The 20,087-nt window shown below is 40.3% G+C and carries 18 protein-coding genes; 3 read left to right on the top strand and 15 right to left on the bottom strand.

Annotation, left to right across the window (positions count from 1 at the left end):
* The 13 genes from PN457_RS09915 to PN457_RS09975 all read right to left on the bottom strand — a co-directional run.
* On the bottom strand, positions 1-614 hold a 614-nt coding region (locus PN457_RS09915), incomplete at its 3' end, for an RpnC/YadD family protein (protein ID WP_465248708.1).
* 2 nt (positions 615-616) lie between these two features.
* Positions 617-1,690: a T3SS effector HopA1 family protein gene (locus tag PN457_RS09920; protein ID WP_271733064.1), complete on the bottom strand. Its 1,074-nt coding sequence runs from the start codon at positions 1,688-1,690 to the stop codon at positions 617-619.
* A gap of 22 nt (positions 1,691-1,712) precedes the next feature.
* A complete protein-coding gene (locus PN457_RS09925) occupies positions 1,713-2,852 on the bottom strand; it encodes a phosphotransferase (protein WP_271733065.1) in 1,140 nt (379 codons plus the stop codon).
* Positions 2,853-3,038: 186 nt separating this feature from the next.
* Positions 3,039-3,599 (bottom strand): hypothetical protein, encoded by a 561-nt coding sequence (locus tag PN457_RS09930; protein WP_271733066.1) that lies wholly within the window; start codon positions 3,597-3,599, stop codon positions 3,039-3,041.
* A gap of 198 nt (positions 3,600-3,797) precedes the next feature.
* Complete coding sequence (locus PN457_RS09935) at positions 3,798-5,333, bottom strand: TrbI/VirB10 family protein (RefSeq protein WP_271733068.1); 1,536 nt, start codon at positions 5,331-5,333, stop codon at positions 3,798-3,800.
* Between the two features lie 22 nt (positions 5,334-5,355).
* A complete protein-coding gene (locus PN457_RS09940; RefSeq protein WP_271733069.1) occupies positions 5,356-6,030 on the bottom strand; it encodes a hypothetical protein in 675 nt (224 codons plus the stop codon).
* Positions 6,031-6,090: 60 nt separating this feature from the next.
* Positions 6,091-6,888, bottom strand: coding sequence for a hypothetical protein (locus tag PN457_RS09945; RefSeq protein WP_271733071.1), 798 nt, complete (start codon positions 6,886-6,888; stop codon positions 6,091-6,093).
* Positions 6,889-6,907: 19 nt separating this feature from the next.
* Positions 6,908-7,957 (bottom strand): hypothetical protein, encoded by a 1,050-nt coding sequence (locus PN457_RS09950; RefSeq protein ID WP_271733074.1) that lies wholly within the window; start codon positions 7,955-7,957, stop codon positions 6,908-6,910.
* 20 nt (positions 7,958-7,977) lie between these two features.
* Positions 7,978-8,766, bottom strand: a complete 789-nt coding sequence (locus PN457_RS09955) for a hypothetical protein (RefSeq protein ID WP_334310756.1) — start codon at positions 8,764-8,766, stop codon at positions 7,978-7,980.
* Positions 8,767-8,777: 11 nt separating this feature from the next.
* The gene (locus PN457_RS09960) at positions 8,778-11,525 is read right to left on the bottom strand and encodes a hypothetical protein (RefSeq protein ID WP_271733075.1); all 2,748 of its coding nucleotides are present in this window, start codon (positions 11,523-11,525) and stop codon (positions 8,778-8,780) included.
* Positions 11,473-11,850 carry a hypothetical protein gene (locus PN457_RS09965; RefSeq protein WP_271733077.1) on the bottom strand — a complete coding sequence of 126 codons (378 nt, stop codon included), beginning with the start codon at positions 11,848-11,850 and terminating at the stop codon, positions 11,473-11,475. The genes PN457_RS09960 and PN457_RS09965 overlap by 53 nt, the downstream gene beginning before the upstream one ends.
* 3 nt (positions 11,851-11,853) lie before the next feature.
* Entirely contained in the window at positions 11,854-12,465 is a 612-nt protein-coding gene (locus PN457_RS09970; protein WP_271733078.1) for a hypothetical protein, read from the bottom strand.
* A 401-nt stretch (positions 12,466-12,866) separates the two neighbouring features.
* Positions 12,867-14,225: a UDP-N-acetylmuramoyl-tripeptide--D-alanyl-D-alanine ligase gene (locus PN457_RS09975; protein WP_271733079.1), complete on the bottom strand. Its 1,359-nt coding sequence runs from the start codon at positions 14,223-14,225 to the stop codon at positions 12,867-12,869.
* A gap of 668 nt (positions 14,226-14,893) precedes the next feature.
* On the opposite strand from PN457_RS09975, the gene PN457_RS09980 reads away from it, so the two are divergent.
* The gene (locus tag PN457_RS09980; protein ID WP_271733081.1) at positions 14,894-15,538 is read left to right on the top strand and encodes a type I restriction endonuclease; all 645 of its coding nucleotides are present in this window, start codon (positions 14,894-14,896) and stop codon (positions 15,536-15,538) included.
* Positions 15,539-15,552: 14 nt separating this feature from the next.
* Here the strand turns inward: PN457_RS09980 and dnaK are convergent, their stop codons facing one another.
* A complete protein-coding gene (dnaK, locus tag PN457_RS09985; RefSeq protein ID WP_271733083.1) occupies positions 15,553-17,412 on the bottom strand; it encodes a molecular chaperone DnaK in 1,860 nt (619 codons plus the stop codon).
* A 77-nt stretch (positions 17,413-17,489) separates the two neighbouring features.
* Positions 17,490-17,954 carry an Hsp20/alpha crystallin family protein gene (locus PN457_RS09990; protein ID WP_271733086.1) on the bottom strand — a complete coding sequence of 155 codons (465 nt, stop codon included), beginning with the start codon at positions 17,952-17,954 and terminating at the stop codon, positions 17,490-17,492.
* A 300-nt stretch (positions 17,955-18,254) separates the two neighbouring features.
* On the opposite strand from PN457_RS09990, the gene PN457_RS09995 reads away from it, so the two are divergent.
* A complete protein-coding gene (locus tag PN457_RS09995; RefSeq protein ID WP_271733087.1) occupies positions 18,255-19,358 on the top strand; it encodes a methyltransferase domain-containing protein in 1,104 nt (367 codons plus the stop codon).
* Between the two features lie 65 nt (positions 19,359-19,423).
* Positions 19,424-20,086, top strand: a complete 663-nt coding sequence (locus tag PN457_RS10000; protein WP_271733089.1) for a glycosyltransferase family 2 protein — start codon at positions 19,424-19,426, stop codon at positions 20,084-20,086.
* The last annotated feature ends 1 nt before the right edge of the window (position 20,087 follow it).

Genomic DNA, 20,087 nt, shown 5'->3' on the forward strand with positions numbered 1-20,087 from the left:
CGGATATCCTGTTCTTTTAGTCCTAAATCGTATAACCTACGGATTAAGCTAAATTTCCAGGTTTTCCGTTCTGCTGGTGATGAGCGTGTCTGCTGGGTTTTCAAGTGCGCCATCACCACTGTAGCAAAGGGATTATGACTATTTTCTAACTCTTGCCACCGTTGTTCATAATCTAACAATTTAACTATGCCAAATTCAAAGTTTAACCTTGTCTGGGGGTAGTTATAACTGTAATTATGCGGTCTCCAGTTGCGGTTATTGTCACACAAGATTGCCAAGCTAATGGCTGGTTTACCAAAGCGGTCAAAGATGCGAAAGTTATAGGTAAACATCCGTTGACTAAAATCATTTTCTTTCTGTGCTTGAATTTCTACATGAATTAATAGCCAGATTTCTTCGCCGTTAAGTTGCCAAACCTTGACTAATTGGTCAGCATAACGTTTACCTTGCTCCGCATCACGGGCAATTTGCCGAAATTCCTGATTGAGAAATTCATGGGGTAGCTCCCAGTTAATCAAGGCCGCGGTGGCTGGGAAAAAGAATTGTATGGCTTGGGGAAAATAGTCGGTAAGTATCTCTTTCCAAGGGCTATCAAAGTCAGCGCGCTCGTTCATAATTATTCCCAGGATTGATAAATATCCTCAGAGCCAGCATTTAAATATGCTTTTGCTAAATCTATTCCTAACTGGGAAAATTCTGCATTAATGGCTTGCATCCTCCCATCAATGGAGTTATCCCCCTGATACCAAGCTTTTAATAATCCATTGGCGATAATCTGACAACGATTCATCCCAAAGCTTTCTTTTTCTACAAACTTTTGATTTGGTTCTTCAGCTAAACTTAACCCCGGTGCTAATTGCATGGTAAATAGGGGAATTTCTCGGTGAAAGTAGGATTGATTTGTCAGATATATATCCTGTAGAGTAGTTTTAACTTGTTGATAATCTGGTTTATCAAAGTACAATACACCTGAGTCATGTCTTCCGTAATCTTGGGGATTGTACAAAACTTTAAAACTAAAGGGAATCCCTAAATCATTTAGTTGCTGGGTTAAACTACCCATTACCCCTACAGCACCTTCAGGAGTGAAATTAAAATAAATTCTCACGGTTACTGAGTTCTTTGGCTCATCCTCCACACGAGTAAAACCCTGATTCCCAACAGCCATGTAAAAGCCATTTTGTACTCTGTTTTTGGGTAACCGAATAGCAACAATATCACCCACTCTTGCGCTTTTTTCAGATGTTGATAGATGTTTATCTCGGTGAATATGTAGCCTTAAACCGCCTTGTGTCACCGCTAATGTATCGTCTGGTTCTTCTCGCATAACATACCAACCATAGTCAAAATACCCATCTCCTTGATTGCTATTATGTAACTGTTCGTAAAATTCTAAATCCACGCCTAAAAGACTATTATTCTCTAAGTCTTGGGGTAAGTTATTTTCTTCTCTATCTAGCGCCAATACACTCCGCAGAGAACCGTTATAATAAATGCCATACAGAAAACTTCGCAGTTGTAAACTTAAATATTTTTGCTGCATCTGCTTGGGCATTTTTTGAAACCGTTCTACTACTTCTAGAGGTAATTCTAAGGGTTTATAGTCGGGATGATGAACTGAAAAATCAGTTTTAATCTCTAGTTTTTTAACGATGTCTTCCAGGGTTTCTAGTAAGTTGTTAGTTAGCATAAGTTGAGGGGTAAAGTATGAGCTAAACTGCGGTAATATTAAAGGTATGACCAAAAATTGTCGGTATTGATTGTACAGGGCGGGTTAATAATGCTTTAGCTACTTGCAGCATGGCAATTCCCGTATTACTAAAGGATTTTTGGTATTGAATCATGGATTGGATTTGTTGAATTAAGGCAAATCCGGCAAATTGTACTACTCTGTGTAAGTAGTCGGGACGGTGTTGTATAATCTCTGGAAATGTGTTTAAATAACCTTGGGTTAATGCGGCTATGGAAGGTTGCAGCATTTCTAAGGGGGTAATCGCTAATCGCAGGGATTCTTCAATGGTGAGGGATTTACTAATAACTAAACTACCTAACCAAATCTGTACATAACTCCCGATGATTGTCCCTAAGTCAAAGGCGGGATCTCCCCAGTGCGATCGCTCCCAATCAATTAACCTGATCAGATGATGATTATGGTCATCTTGCCAGTTGTTTCGCACTAAAATATTATTTAGTTTCAAGTCGTTGTGAGTCACACAAGCAGGCTTGACAGATTTACCTAATTCTGCTATAGCCTGCCCTAAACTATCATAACGTTGATAAAGCGCAAAGAATTTTAACCCATCATCGGGTACTAAACCAAAAATTTCTGGCTCGACTCGTTCAAATCCCAGAATCAAATTTGATACCAGATCAAAGTTCACAGAATCTTGAGTGAAAAATTCTTGATATTCTTGATGCTCAAAAGTATCACGGTGGATGGTTCCTAAGAGATTACCAATTGCGATCGCAATTTCAGTAGGAAAGCTTTTTTCTTTCATGTAGAAATCCATCAAATCCCGGTAATCATCCAGATATCTGCAAACAATAATGGAATTTTCTACATCAAAGTGCAGTACCTCTGCTAAAAATTGACGGTATTTTCCCAGTTCTGGAAATCGCTGTAAAAACTCTTGAATGCGCCACTCAACGAGAAACTCACCAGCTGCTACACCTTTTTGATTCAGTCGCTCTTGCTTAATCAGTAATTTGTGTTGCTGTGTAAAGGTAAGTAATAGGTTGAAATTCTTGGCTGTGAGTGGTTCTATCTTAGTGGGAGGTTGTTGGGACTTATCCAATAACCCTTGTGTCAGCAAATAATCAAAAGCATTATCGGAATTTAAGATAAATGTCATATTTTTAATCACCATTTTTCCGACTAACTACTAAATATAGTTATTGATGGCATATTATTACACTTAAACCACTCTGGCTATAAATTTACATAAAATAAAAGGGACAAAATAGTTACACTTATGTCCCGATTAATTTGAGATTTATCAAAGGTCTTAACCCCAACAAGCTTGGGGTGTGTCAAAGGGTTAAATTAATTCATTGGATGTACTGACACAAGCTATTTCCGTGGGGGCTGGGTCGGGATAAATTGCTAAAGTGTGATAATCAGGAGCAGTGTCTTGATATAATATTCTGAAGGTATAGAGTTTACTCCTGTTTCCTTCTTCGGTAATTACTGTTAAAAGTGTATTATCTGTTTTGGGTATTCCGGGAATATTGAGCCGGGGAATGCGCCGCAGTTGAATGACATTTGCGGCTGAGTTTTTACAGTCTCCGGAATTTAAGTTACGTTCTGCTCCCAATTGCATACACATCGGACCATCAAAGTCCATTGTTACTTGTGATGGGTCGTTTAACCAAACTTTCTTAATTGTTTCCCCTGCTGGGAGAAAGCTTAAGTTTGTCCCTTGTTGATAGGAAACTTTGATAGTAGGTACTACTCCCCCTAAACCTTGCGCTTGACAGGAAAACAGGGAACGCAAAACGGCATTATTAGCTAAAGTTCGCCCTGTATATAGTAAGATGGCAACTGAGAAAATTAGAGGGGTGAGAGTCCAAAAATTAGCATATTTGAGAATGTGTTTCATAGCTACCAATGGGAAAACGGCGATTAGGGTGACTGGGGTTAATTAAGTCCGGTAGGATGCCCAACCCAGAATATTGCTATTATGAGAAATAACGAATTATATAGTCATCCTATTTGACTTGAGAAATTATGAGTGAGGAAAGGGAACACCGGAACAGGGAACAGGGAACAGAAATTGTTCATGAATCATTTAGGATTGCTATAGTTTTACGGTTCTATTGACGTATATTTCTACCTCTTGGCCAGCTGGTATAAACCAAATATTAGTTCTTTGCATCATTTGAGAAATCGCTTGTTGATTGCGTTGAGATATTTGGGGTACTACTGACCTTAATCCACCTTCCAATATTCCAGCTGGTATGTTGCGTCTGTTATTGGTGTTGGTGACGACGGTACTACCACCTTCTATAGAAACTTCGGTTTCAGCACGATTGAATAATTCCGCAGCTTTACCAATACCTCCTAAAATGAATAGACCTGTGTCCATCCCTGCTATTGATCCTGCTTGATCGGGATATTGATTTGCTATTAAAGGTTTACCTTGAGGAGCGCGAAGTACAATTGCATTCTTGGGTAAGGTTCTTTCTATCAACTCACCGTTCTCTTCTGAGATGATTTTGACTACATTTAACTGTAGTAGACCTTGTTCGGAAATAGAACGAATTTCACCCAATAATTCTGTATTAGCAGGTACTGCGATCGCCCCATCTATAGATTTTAGTGGTTCTTGCAACTGTACCACAAATAGATTATCTTCTTCTTGAGCGTCATTATTCCTAGCTCTAGTAGTTTCCCCAAAGATGGCCGTTGCTAATACGGCTTTAGCATTAGTTCCTACCTTGACAGATTTCGGGTTTTGTGATTGTGCCTGACTGACTAAAATCTCTGGTTGTGGTGGTGTTTGTCCCGGTTGCAACTTCGTTGCATAAGTATTAACTTCTGGTACAGATAAAGCTGTATTTACTCTTGATTGACCGGTGGTATTTACCTGACCATAACTACCCAACTTGGCTAACCTTGTCCATTCCTTCAGGGGGTCTGGTGGCGATACTGCGGGGATAACAATCGGTGGGGGTGTAGAGTCCATAGCTATTGGTGGGATAGAAACTGAAGGAGACGCGGGTTGCTCAATAATAGGAACTGAAGGAGGTGCGGGTTCTTGAATAGTCTGCTCAACTCTGACTATTTTCTGTGGAGATGTCTCCAGTGTTGTAGGTGTACTTGCTCTCACCTGTGGAGTTTCCACCCGCGCAGGTGGTCTATTTCTGAGATTTTCTTGAGCTGCTCTGACGGTCTGTACTTGTTCTGCAAGGGCTAACTTTGTCTTGAGTATCTCCACCTCTTGTGCTAAATTTACTTCAGGAGCTTCACTCATAGCCGGTGATGGAACCGTTGGGGAAACTAAATTACTTCTGGGTCTTTGATTGCTGCTATTCATAATTTGGGATAAAAACACCCCAGCAACTACCACTACAGCTAAGGTAGCACCACCTACTAAGGCTAACTTAGCAAAGGGATTAGATGACAGTGACTGCTCGGTTTCTACTTCTTCGGGGGGAATAGTGTGAGCTTCAAAGCTAATTGAATCTTGTTGTGGTGACTCTTCTTCAAAACCCACCAATTGAGCTATTCTAGACTCCCAATCTAACAAGTCTATTTCTGGTTCATGGTGCTCAGGGGTTGGTTCCACTGTATATTGTGGAGAAATTTCTGGGTGAATTGAATAAGTATTCATGGTGTTTTAGTTGGTTTTAATTTCAAGAACAATTTTTGTCTGTAATGTCGCATATCTGGTAAATTTCTAGCCTAGCTTCTCCTAAGCGGTATGCTGCTAAATCCCAAGATGACCCTTGGGGTGGAATTGAAGTTACTGGTTTATCTATGGCTCTGACTAAAATTTGTTTATTGAACTCATTTGAGTTTCCTAGATTATTAGAACCACTAAAGTTTAATTGATTAGCTAACATTTCAACTTTCCATTTACCATTACCTATTTTTTCCGGTTGAGATACTCTTTGTACTACTAATATATATTCAGATTTGTTATTAATAAATTTTCCCGTGGGACTTAATTTAGTAATTTCCTCCTGAAACTTGGTTCTCAAATTATTAGCTAAGAGTTGGGAACTAATTTCCCAAGCTGTGATTGGCGGCTGTTTTTGTGACCAGGTAAGCATTAAGGTCATGGTTTCACCGACAAATCGGCGAATTGTTTCTGGATGTCTTTCATCACTTTGTTGAGGGTCTAAGGTAATCGCTCGACCATCAGCAAGTTGGGCTAAACTTTGGGGTGTCAGTTGCTGTTCTAAATCTTGAATCATGGAACTATGAAACAAAATCAAGAGCAAGCTAAATAAATTTAGCCCAAATGTTCCCACCGCTAATAGTGGTAATATACTACTTTTTCTCTTCTCTGGCTTGACTAATTGCATAAATATTTGCCTTGATAAATTTGAGAATAATTTACTTAAAATAGATAGTCACTTGTTACTTTAATTTCTACAACGGTTTGATTTATCCTCCCTGACAATAATGGAGTTGTCCACTAAACAAAAATCATGAATTTCGTAAATCTCTAGTTTGTCAGCGCGATGGCTAGAAATTGCTTTTTGGATGTCCGTACTACTATCTCTTAGGGGGTAAGGAAAATAATCGATCGCACGCACTAAAAAATCTTTATTAAAGGGTGTGACTGCTTTTCTCCGGTCATCTTTTCTGGTCTGAATTAGGTCAGCTATCATCCCTACTCGCCACTTCCCCGGAGCTATTGTTTCTGGGGGGTAAATTCTTTGAATGACTAATTCTGCTGAGATAATTTGATTAGGATTGTTTGAAAATACTTCTGGTGGGGTCATTTGGGCGATCGCACTTAGAAAACCTGGACGAAAATCTTCTGAGATCGCAAAACTCCCTACCCAACTGCTGGTAGTGACTCGTTGGTTACCTCCTTGGGGGGTTCTGATGGGTATTCCTGGGTCTGGTTGGGGTTTTGCAGCTTCTGCAATAGTTTGTGGGGGGAGGGTTCCTGACCAATTAAACATCAATGTCATGGTTTTACTGATGAATTGGCGAATCGCTTCGGGGTCCCTAGCTAAATCATCCACAGCGCCTATAGGTTGACCATCAACCATTTCCACAAAGTTGGGGGGTTTTCTCAGACTCAGTTGGCGAATGTTTAACCCTTGTAAAATGAATAGAAATAATACTGCTAGATGTAAGCTGAAAGTGGCGATCGCAAAAATTGTGAGAAAATTGATACTAGATTTTCTTTTTCGGAGTAGTTTCGTCATTTGCACACCGATGGGATGTTTAGATTCTATTTTTGATTAAGGCTGTACTATTATTAATGGCGCTAAAAATCGCAAATCCTCCCGCACCTGCGACAGCTAAGGATAATACTGGCGCTAAAATTCCCACAAAGATAATAAACCACATTAAATCAGGGTTAGCATTGGGGTTTTCTGCTGGTCCATTGATAATTACTGCTGCAGTCACAGCAGCAATGATATTAAATGAAATCTTACTAATTCCCGCCGCAAAAAAACCTGTAAACCATGCGTAAATCGGTTTACCCCCTACAGGTAATAAAGATGCGCCTAGGGCTAATGGTCCTAAAGCTGCTATAAGTAACATAGTAGCTTCTATAAGGTTTTGAAACGCATATTGCAAAGAAATTAAGAAGTTTTTAATTCTGGTTTGGGCGGTATTCCCTAATAAAGAGTTAAAGGTAATATCCGAGATATTTCCTGTATTAAATTTCAAGGAACTGACTTGATTTTCTAGCCTTTCAATCCAAATTCTATTCCCATATAAGTTTCTATATTCCCTCCACAGGTTATCAATTTGGTCGCTCGCTCTGGCCAAGCATTGGGTTTGTTGTTCCCCATTGAGGGATTGACAAGGACGAAGTAAAGAACCCGCTACCTCTTCAGCTAAACTCATATTTAATGCTTGCTGATAAGTTTGTTCAGCATCTGCTGTACTAACTACTTGTTGATTGACTGTGTTAATCAAGTTTCTTACCCCCAGCGTTAAACTAGAAAGTAGGCTACCATTTCCCGTATTACTCAAAAACAGCACCACTATAAAAGGCCAAATTAAACCACTTATAGGACGGGAATATTCACTGTTGATCACATCTTTGAGCCATTGCATCATAAAAAACAATAGCGTCCCCACAGCCAAAAATATACCCAGGTTTGTTAACGCCCCATATAAGTTATTACTTGTATTATTTTGTAATAAATCTAGCCATTGGTTATCCCAACTTTCAGCCATGCTTCTAGCAGTTACAGCACCACTATCAAAAGTTTCATTAATCCCAATTTCTGGGAAGATTTGCGCAATATAAACCTGCATTTTCATTAACCATATAGTAATTATCTACCAAACAAATCTGTTTGAGAAGTATTACGGATAAATCTCGCTGCTTCCGTAGCTGTGTCTACCCTGTGAGTACGATTCATTTCTTCCATCTGCTGGGAAATGTTGACTAAATTTAAATTGGAGTATTGTAAAGATTGATGGGTGAGGATACTTTGCGCTAGGGTTTCAGCGCTGATTTTTGCTTGTTCCTGTTGGATTCTAATACCTTGTAACTGTAAACCCGCTTGGTCTTTCTGTATCGTCATCAGTGGGAGAAAAGCATCGCCAGATGCGCCGAGAGTATCAGCGAGTCTTTGAAAGATGTTATTGGAACTTTGGGAAAGTTCGGAAATATTATTTAAGGTGGTTTCAGTATTTTGTAACTTAGATTTTAATCGGATTTGTCCATCTCTCCCCATATAACTTTCTATGGAACCCCTAGTAATTAGGCGATTCATTTCCTGGTTCACACCATTACTGCGCAGTACTGGATTATTTTCAAATCTATCTGTTGTGGGGTTAAATATCATATCTTGATTAAAATTATTCCCCGCATCAATTGGGTTAGGTATATTCGCCGCTCCTGTGGCATTATTGAGAGCAGTTTGACCCCTAATTTCTAAAGGTGTTAAGGTTTCGCTCAGATGATTTCTCAGGTAATTTTGCATATCTACAGAATAAAATTGAAACTCAGTCCAAACTTGGCCTAATTGTGCTGTTGCTGGGAGGAGTAATAACCAGGAAAAGCCCAAGGTGAGAACAGTAGTTTTGTGCATATCTTTCAACCTGAATAAATTGGACATGATTACGCCGATTACCCCCCACGGAGAGCAGCTATTAATTGTCGCGCAAATACCGAAATTGCTTCATATTTATTGTCATGTTGTCCCATTACTTGTTGACGTGCGGTTTGTTCCTGGGGGTTGTTAGCAACTACTGCTAATTGTTCATAACCTGGATAGTAACGACAAAAGGTATAAATCCCGTTGTCATCTAATAACCATTGGCTGTAAATTCCTTCTTTACGAGGAAAAAAGCTTTCTGTCGCATTACGAGAAATAATATTGCGGGGATATTTTAAGATGTTGACAAAACTATCTACTGCTACTGGCTGAATCCTCCCGATTAATCTGGTAGATAGGTTCTGTAAAATTTTGGATGCGGCTTTAGATTTGGCGATGGTATCGGGGTCTTGGGCTGATAAAATAACTCTGATTCCCGCTTTTGCACCATTGGCGCAAATTCTCCCCACTAAATCAGATATTTGGTCAAATTCAAATAAAATCGGGGCTTCGTCAATAAAAAAGATGGAAGCTGGACTACTTAACGCCCTGCGCAAAGCTGCAGAATAAGCACTTAAGGATAATACCGCAGCGTCTTCATTGTCCGAGAGGTTCCGCAGAGCAAATACTAACAGCTGCGCGTCGGTGGGAAAGCTCGAAGGTGCAGAAATAGCTTGTCCAACTCGACTGGAAAGCCAAAATCTTAACCGCAGTTGAATTTGACTCAGAGCGTCATCTACTCTTCCACTCACAGCATTTAATTGCAGATGTTCCGGTGAACAGAAATAAAGAAAGTCTCTTAAGGTGGGGGTTTTTTCCCACTCTTGACTCCCAAACCCCCCCGCGATCGCTTGTTTATATCTTTGGGTAATCCCTGGGTCGGCAAAAAATGCTCTTAATGCTAAATTGAGCAGGGAACGCACAGTTTGGGATAACAGTTGGTTTTCGGTGGATGAGCCTAAAACCATGGTCATTAATGCTGACTCTAAAAAAGCAGTATAATCTAACAAGCGATCGCGCTGGGCTTCTGGACTGAGCGATCGCAAATCAGGCTGTTCAAATAAGTTATTAGATTCTTTGGCAATATCAAAATAAGCCCCATTCCCCTCCATAAACCTTGTATAGTCGGTAAAAGTAGAGGTTCCATCTGGTTTAGGAAAGTCCAGAGCTACCACCGGAATATCATAAGCTAAGGCTTGGGTTAAAATTCCCGACACCAAAACCGACTTACCAGCGCGGGTAGTCGCAAACAGAGCTAAATTTTTATGTTGGTTAAACAAATCCAGATGTATGGGTGTTCCCCCCTCTTCTGCAATTAACTCAAACCCTCGACTATCTCCAGCTTTGGTTAAAACTAAAGGCATTAATCCCGGTACTTCACTGGTTAAATATAATTGACGGCGGTTAAACGGTTTAACTAACAAACCCTCCCAAACTATCGGTAAAGATTGTAGCCAAATTTTCCAAGCATATTCTACCTCCCTAATTACCTGGGCGGGTCTTTGAAAACAGTTTTCTATATATCTTGTGGCTTCATCTAATTTTTCTATGCTGGGACGATGTACAAAAATAGCTATACTCGTATATATTGGTATAGCACCCTCATATAATTGCTCTTGGGCTGCTACAGATTTCTTTAACTTTAATTGAGCGCTGACATCAATAGTTTTACTCTTTTCCTGGGCCATAAGTGCTGTCATATTCGACTGCTTCAGCACCCGTTGTAATGTAGTCTTCACTAAAGCCGGGTTGGCGGCGGTTAACTCGCAGAAAATCTCTGTATCTGTGACAGTTTCTCTGGCTAATAATTCCCACAAATAACGCAACTGAGCGAATTTATTCGCCCACCCTCCGGGTTTTTCTAGAAATGTCAACGCTCCAATATAGCGATTTTTCACATTTACCCAACGACGTTCAGCACAGGGTACAGCAGACTCCATCAGTAAAGTTGTACTGTGGATATTTTCTATAAGTAATTGACTACTACTTAACTCTGAATTAACCTGCTCATACAGTCCGTTTTCATCTAAATGAACTAACTGGGGAATGGGTATAGGTGGTGTTTCATTAAATCTTTTCCAGACCTCTTCCCATAGTTGATCAGCATTTAAAGGTTTAACATCTAAACCCATTTTGTTAGATAATAACTGCTCCCAGCGACAGAAACCCTGTTGATAGGACTGGATAATCAGAGTTTCCAGGCGCTCATTTTGCACTTGGGCTAGTTCCCCTTTAAAGTTTAACCACCATAGTTCAGCTTTACCTAATACTTTCTCTATCCAATCATCTGTATATTTCGTATTCGGTTCAATGGTATAGGTTACATATATCCGTAAAAATTTCGGCTTACGAATCCCCGCATTAGTTAGTTCTTGAGTTCTGGCTCTTTCCGATGTCAATAAATACTTAATATCCCGTGATGGTGTCTGCTTGACTAAGTGAGATAGTTCTATTTGTCTTTGTTTATCTGAACTAAATGACCCCATGTGCAAGGTCATCTTTTCCCCTTCAGGAATATCTTTTAAACCAGATTCTATATTATTAAAAATTGTCTCTATTTGCTCGTTTCTTAACGTAGTATGAATTCCCCGACATTCAAACCCAAAAACAAAGCAAAATCTATCTTTCTGAGTGTCTTTGTTTAAAATGTAAGCACCTATGTCACGACCATCCAGGGAAATGCGTAACATGGAAGCTAAATGTAAAGCATCCTCAAATGGTGTTAATCTACTTTCTTGACCGCCGACCTTTATGCTTTGTTTGCCGATTTTCTGCTTCATGGTTAACTTCTAACAAGCTGTAATAACGAGCAAACCCCCTTGTCCAAGTGGGAACTCCTATGAATTTGCTTAAAAATCGCCAACTCCTACCACCACTTAAGATCCACCAAGTCGCTATTCCCCAACCCGCAATTAATGCTGTCCATAACCATCTTTGAAAATCATCTGCAAATATTCCCCCAAAAACTCCATTTACAATTAAGTAAGCAGCGAGAATAATCACCAACCAGGGAAAGATTTGATCTGCAGGAATTGGACCTAATGAAGGTTGGGCTCCCAGGATTTGATTCACTGGGCGAAATTCTCTATCTGTTTCTTCAGACATACTTTAGTTACTCACATCACCAATTACAAACCCTGTCAGCACATCAGCAACTGTGACCGCAACTACTACTAATAAGGGAACCCTGGCTATACTTTGCCAATCTTCATCTTTCCTAACGGCGTTAATTACACCAACTAAAGAACCTGCAATATACAGTAAATAAATTGCTCGTAAAACGTTAAAGATTAGGCTGACTGCTGTTTGGGTATTACTATTGGTTTCCGTACCTTGTGTTAAAGTATTGCGGAAAAAACTCTCTGCTTTACCAAAAAATTGCGCCTGTGCGGGAAATGCAAAGTAATCTAGCCAAAATAAACTCAGAACCAGGGATACTGCTAGGATTTGACAGAACACAACCCAGGGCTTTGCTAAATTTACTCTCTGTCCAAGCTGGATGACTATTGCTAGTAAACTTCCCAGGAGCAAACAAAACAGCAGCACAGGGCTTTTTAAACTGACAACGCTTAAAAATACAGCCACAGCTATCAAAAATGGTACTGATTCCACCACCATCAGATACCATGATGACCACATACTTGTTAGTTTTTCAGATGTTTTCTGCCCTTTGGTTATTAAACCTCTCCTAAGTTCTTTCACCCTGTGTTTTTCAGACATTTTGTAGTTTCCCTGTTAACGTCAGTCAGATTTATCCTGTTAATAAGAGCTAATATTTACATTGAAAAATTAAGAAAATCGGCAGGCTTGAGCTTGACGATGTAAATTGAATTTATGTGGCTACAACATCATATACTCTCATAACGTCACATCCTATTAAGGATAAGTTAACTGGTTTTTAATGTTCAGTTAAGTAGATGACTCCACTTATACCACACTACTGCCCACCGTTGGAGCTGATCGACATAATTACCGTATTTATGTCTAAACATTCTCTCTGGGATACTTGATTTTTCTCCATAAGTCATCAAGAATAAAAGTAACCTCTAACAAGTTGTAGTCCATCTTGTTAAAAACCTAACCTTATCCAATTTTCTCAGTCCGCACCCTGCGGACTTTATTTATTTACCCAGAAATTCGCCCCGGAACTGATTAACAACCCGGTCTAGTCCCACGGAATGGGCGGCTTTAAATAACAAGCGATCGCCTGGTTGCACAAATGTGATTAATCTAGTTACTAAGTCCCCATGACTGGTAAAACACTCCGTGGGAATACCCTTTGCACCGGCGATCATTGCTTGGGTATCTTCTCCATCTCCTAAAACTAGCAACCCGTCTAATTCCAACTTTTGGACGGTTTCACCGACTCTGTGGTGCAATTGTCGGGATTTTTCCCCTAATTCTTTCATCGCCCCTAATACGGCAATTCTGCGTTTTCCCGGTGTATCCGCTAACAATTGCAAAGCTGCAATCATAGCTTCTGGTGCAGCATTGTAGGTTTCATCTAAGATTAATATATCATCAGGTAAGCTCAACCTCTGCGATCGCCCAGTAGGCATATTCACCATCACCCCCCCTTGCAAACCTGACCAATCAACCCCTAAAACCTTCGCCACCGCCAACGCTGCTAAAAAGTTACTAGCATTGTGAACACCAGCTAAGGGTAAAGGTAGCTGCATTTCCCCCACTTGAATAGTTTCTTGATCTAACACCACCCCTTGGATATCACCACCAGACAAGCCATAAGTTACAACTTCCCCCGACCAAACTTGTGCAGCTGTAGCCATTAATAGAGCATTATCATAATTAAGAATAGCAACCCCATCTTGAGGCATTTTCCCTAATAACTCACATTTAGCCTCCGCTATGGCTTGCTCAGAACCGAGTAACTCAATATGTGCCGTACCCACATTAGTAATTACCCCAATGGTAGGTCGAGCTATTTCCGTTAATTCCGCAATTTGTCCCCTCCCCCGCATCGCCATTTCAATCACAGCATAGTCATGGTCTGCACCCAGTTCTAATAAAGTTTTGGGTACACCGATTTCGTTGTTAAAATTGCCATGGGTTTTATGCACTCTTCCCTGAGTCCCCAACACTGCGGCGATTAGTTCCTTGGTGGTGGTTTTACCTACGGAACCAGTTACACCCATCACAGGGATATCAAAGCGATCGCGCCACCATCTCCCCAGTTGCTGATATGCTTTTAAAGTATTCCCCACCCGTAACACAGGTAACCCTGGATACTCATCATCACCGTCCACAATCGCCCCTAAAGCACCCTGACCTATGGCCGCAGCCACAAAATCATGACCGTCAAATTTTTCCCCCCGCAAAGCTAGGAACACCTCACCGGGTTTAATCATCCGGGTGTCTGTTTGAATACCGCTGCTCATTTGTCCTAGAGCGGTTGCAGATAAATTCACGGGTTCAGCGCCTAGAACTGTTAACAGTTGGGAGATGGTGGTAGAGCAAGGCATAATTATCTAACAGCTTTTTTGTGATTTTTTTCAGGTGTGGCTACATCAAATTATAGGAAGTTGTGACTACATAAGAAAATGTGGTGACAACTCCGGGATATGAATTTACCCCACCCGTCCCCAGATCGCCCAATCACGTAACGCCTACGACCGAAGTTCAAATAAAATGGCTGGAATAATGATTCTTGTGTTTTGAAGCTCGGTCGCTTGCTGGGTAAGGGTTTCAGCCTTTGATAGACTGGGGTAAAGTCCATTTCAGCCATCGCTTTTTCTGAACCTGGCTAACGCCACGCTATCGCTATCGGAAACTGCCTCTAGACTTCTTAGAGGGTAATGGTTTAAAATTGAGGGTTACCCCTCGCTGGGGACATTAATCGAATGGAAACGAATTGAAAACATTGCGCCATCCAGAAGAACATATAAAGGTCCCCACTCGCTGGGGACATTAATCGAATGGAAACGTCCAGAGGAAAGCGTACCGTATAATTCCCTGTCTAAAAGCTCAAGTCGGTTAAAACCGAATTATTTATGATAGTTAAATAAATCCAAATATAGCAATCCTAAATGATTCATGAACAATTTCTGTTCCCTGTTCCGGTGTTCCGGTGTTCCCTTTCCTCACTGATAATTTTTCAAGTCAAATAGGATGACTATAAAAACAATCCACCATGCAAACATTCGCAGTTACAGAAACAATTACCACCATCACAGAAGCTGAAAAAAGATTTAATTTAACTCGAAATCAATCCCCAGATTTTTTTACCGAATGGTATGATCAATTACCAGAATTAAATAACGATGATATTAAAAACCTAGAAACATTATGGCAACGTTATATTTATCATCGTTCCGGTGGACATTTATTAGAAAGTACCGTAATTTTATTACTCGTTTCTCCACTATTAACCATCGCTGGTTTATATGATCCACCTTTTAGAATTAAACCAGAAGAATCAGTACAAATTATAATAGCTGATAGTGAAGAAACCTTACAGGGAAGAATTGATATTTTAGTATTAAAAGAAAGATTATGGATAATTGTAGTAGAATCTAAAAAAACAATGTTATCAGTTTGGTCAGCATTACCCCAAACTCTAGCTTATTTAATGGCTAATCCTGATCAAAATTATCCTGCTTTTGCGATGTTAACTAATGGTGATGATATAGTTTTTGTAAAAGTGGAAAATCAAAAATATGCAATATCTAGAGTATTTGCACCTTTTACTAATCAAAGTGAATTAGAAGTTGCTTGTCAAGTGTTGCGGAAAATAGTACAAATATTTAACCCCTCCCTAGGTGTCAAGAACACCTAGAGGGGGTTTTCAACTTACTTACTCTCCACAAAATCCGCATCAATCACATCTTCACCCGTAGTCGTCCCACCAGCTTGAGCATAAACAGCGCTACCAATTTGCATCAGAGCTTGCTGTAACTCCTGAGTCAGAGACTTTATGCGGTCAAAATTATCTTGATTCATCGCCTCCCGTAAATCGCTAATCAGACCCTCAACACGAGTGCGATCGCTACTACTGACCTTATCACCCAAATCTCTAATTTGCTTCTCAGCTTGATAAACCAAAGAATCCGCCAGATTCTTAGTATCAACTTGTTCACGGCGTTGGCGGTCTTCCTCCGCGTGGGTTTGTGCATCCCGCACCATGTTGTCTACATCTCGTTTATCCAGAGTCGAAGCACCAGTAATAGAAATCGACTGCTGTTTACCCGTCGCCTTATCTTGAGCCGTCACCGAAAGAATACCATTAGCATCAATATCAAAAGTTACGTCAATTTGCGGCACTCCCCTAGGTGCTGCGGGAATACCATCTAAGCGGAAAGTTCCTAAACTCTTGTTATCCCTAGCTAACTCCCTCTCACCTTGGAGAACATGAACCTCTACATTGGCTTGACCATCCGCCGCAGTAGAAAATATTTCTGACTTTTTCACCGGGATAGTAGTATTACGGTCAATAATCCTAGTCATCACACCGCCGAGGGTTTCCACACCCAGAGACAAGGGGGTAACATCCAGTAGCAGAATATCTTTGACCTCACCCGCTAACACCCCCGCTTGAATAGCAGCACCTACGGCGACAACTTCATCAGGGTTTACACCTTGACAGGGGTCTTTACCAATGATTCGCCGGACTAATTCTTGTACAGCAGGGATACGAGTGGAACCACCTACCAATACCACCTCATCAATCTGCTTATTACTCAGTTTCGCATCTTGCAAAGCTTGTTGCACAGGGTGACGACACCGGTCTAACAGATCCGCGGTCATCTCCTCAAATTGCGCCCTGGTCAAAGTCATATCCAGGTGTTGGGGTCCTGCGGGGGTAGCAGTGATAAAAGGTAAGTTAATATTAGTTTGGGTGGCGCTGGAAAGTTCAATTTTGGCTTTTTCCGCTGCTTCGGTTAATCTTTGTAAGGCTTGTTTATCTTGACGTAAATCAATACCTTGATTATGCTGGAACTCAACAGCTAACCAGTCAACAATCTTTTTATCAAAGTCGTCACCGCCTAAATGGGTGTCTCCACTGGTGGATTTAACCTCAAAGACACCATCCCCAACCTCCAGAATCGACACGTCAAAAGTCCCACCACCTAAGTCAAACACTAAGATAGTTTCATTTTGCTTTTTATCTAACCCATAAGCAAGCGCTGCTGCTGTGGGTTCGTTGATAATCCGCAAAACTTCTAACCCAGCAATTTTACCCGCGTCTTTTGTCGCCTGGCGTTGGGAGTCATTAAAATAAGCGGGAACTGTAATTACTGCTTGGGTGACTTTTTCCCCTAGATATTTACTCGCGTCATCTACCAGCTTCCGCAGCACTTGGGCGGAAACTTCCTCTGGTGCAAATTGTTTACGGGCTGCTACACAGTCTAATTTAACATTACCGTTGCGATCGCGCAAGGTTCTGTAACTAACTTCTGTCGCTTCGTGGGTAATTTCCTCATATTTGCGCCCAATGAAGCGTTTCACAGAATAAAAGGTATTTTCCGGGTTCATCACTGCTTGTCGTCTCGCAATTTGACCCACTAACCGCTCACCAGACTTAGTATAACCCACCACCGAAGGAGTCACCCGCTGACCCTCTGCATTGGGAATCACCACCGGGCGACCCCCTTCGATCACCGCTGCGCAGGAGTTGGTCGTTCCTAAATCAATACCAATTACTTTCGCCATATTATCACCTTCCTCGGATGGCAATTTTCATCTTGAGGATAGGGGACTAAGTATTAGGCTTACCTAGTCCCCCAACCCTAACCGAGATTTACTTTCACAGGTTTGTATTTCTCTGCTTCAGCTTTGGGTAAGGTTAAGCGCAAAATCCCATGGTCATACTTAGCTTCTACTTTGTCGTTCTCTACTGTTTGCGGTAAGGGAATGACTCGGTGAAATTGACCGTAAGCAAACTCAGACCGAGTTACTCCTTGTTTTTCCACCCTAGTCTCACTCTTTCTCTCACCACTAATAGATACTGAGTCGGGACTAACTTGTATATCTATGTCTTTTGCTTCTAAACCAGGAACTTCTAACCGCAGGTGAATTGCATCCTCCGTTTCTTCTATTTCGGCAGGCGGTATAAATCCTAACTGTATTTCTCCGCTATCACTGGGTATAAATCTATCCCATAGGCGATTGATTTGGCGTTGTAAGGTGTCAATTTCTGGAAATGGATCTAAATTTTGCCAGCGCCGCAATGGTTCCCAACGAGTTATTGCCATAGCTACCACCTCTAAGATAAACTGTGTACTATCGGGAGGCTTAATTTCAAGCTTTACACTCTCGGAATAACTGCTGATTGTCTCAATCTCTTGGCTCTCTCACTGAGCTTAATCTCAAGCTTCCTAATTCACACCTTAAACTAAATCTCACTGGACTAGGTTCGGTTTTATGGTTAGCTGCGATCGCAATAACCGTACTTTGTTAATGAATACACAATTTGTAACAAAATTTCGTGAGCAATTAATTATGTAAATCTTCATGAATACATTATAATACCTAGGTAGTAAAAAAATAGATAAATGACTAAAAAATATATTCCTAATGCTTTTATAAAAACCGAAAATTCCCAGTTATATGCAATTTTCGCCTGGAGTCAGCGCCCAGCGCAAATCATCCCCGCCCAATCTTGGTTAACTATCCTAGAAATATTTGTCCATGAACATGAGCTAGAAAAAGCATACCAAATATTTAAAAAAGTCCAGTTCACACCTGTTGCAGATAAATACATTCAGGAACTAGATAAATATCAGCCAATAACTCAAGATACCATAGTCTTTTTAGCAGATGGTAGCCTCACAATTTTTACCAATGGTTTTCGCAGTTTTATTGAAAAAAACTACCAAGACTTGAGCGGATTAAGTCAAACAACTTACCAAATTCTCCCCCAACTATTTGCTGAATATCAATTAAACAATGACCTAGATAGTATTACAACTATAGAACAATTCCGCACCATAGTAGAAAAACTAGAAAACATAGGTTTATTATCACCCGCAACCGGTGCCATAGACTGGGGCGACTTAAAAAAAATAGTTCCTATTTGTCAAGCATTTGGATTAACCAGAGGAACCCCCATTGATAGATACTACCTGAATAAATTTATAGGGGAAGTTAAACAGGAAATTATTGGTAATGTCCTAGAAATAGGAGGAACTCCAAAAGATAAAGATTTTTATCAAATTAACCCCGGTACATCATACCAAATCCTCAACTTAGAACCTGGACCAGGAGTAGATATAGTTGGGGATGTTCACGACCCATCAATCATTGAACCAGAATCCTTTGACTCCATAATTATTTTTAATGTCTTAGAACATTGTTATGCGCCCTGGATAGCAGTAGAAAACATCCTGACTTGGTTAAAACCCGGTGGTAAATGTTTCGCTATGGTACCAAGCGCCATTAGAGTTCATGCTACACCCGCCGATTATTGGCGACCCTTACCAGATGCTTTTGCTTACATCTTTAGAAACTATACTCAACAGCAACTGTACATCTACGGTAACCCCACAACTGTCATTGCTAGTTATCATGGAATTGCCGTAGAAGAACTGACAACAGAAGAATTAGATGCCTATCATCCAGATTATCCCGTGGCAACTTGTATAATGGCTACAAAATAAACCTAAATTATCTGTCTACATCTGTGGTCAATCAATTCCGAATATACCTTTAAATATCAAAGTCAATGAGCAGTATCAGTTTTGACATCCAACCAGAAATATCAGTTATTCTCTGCACATATAACAGGGCAAAATATTTAAATCAATGCCTTGATAGTGTCATCAACCAAACTTTTCCAGATTGGGAGTTGATTATAGTAGATGATGGTAGTCAAGATAATACATTTGAAATTGTTAATTCATATATTGGAAAATATCATAATATCAGATATCTCAAACATCAAAATAAAAAACAATGTTACGCCAAAAATGCGGGTATACAAGCATCTTTCGGTAAGTATATTACATTTATAGACAGTGATGATACTTACAAACCCAATCACCTAGAGTCGCGAATAAAATATATGGAAGCCAACCCAGAAATTGACTTAATCGAGGGTGGGTTTTTCTCGGAAGAAGAAATCTGGGTCGTTGATTATTATCAACAAGATAAATTGATTAATCTGCAAGAATGTGTTGTATGTCCCACATTCTTCGGTAAAAGGGAAGTATTTTTTGAGTTGCAAGGATTTAATCATATGTCCTATGGCGAAGATACAGACTTTTGGGAACGAGCCGAAAAAATTTACAAAACTCACAAATTCACCGAACCGAAAACTTATATTTACACCAGAGCCGACGATAGTATTACTAAAACTTTTTTCGAGCAAACTTCCCCATCTAGCTAAC

The organism is Anabaenopsis arnoldii (genome assembly GCF_028331025.1).
Lineage (GTDB): Bacteria > Cyanobacteriota > Cyanobacteriia > Cyanobacteriales > Nostocaceae > Anabaenopsis > Anabaenopsis arnoldii.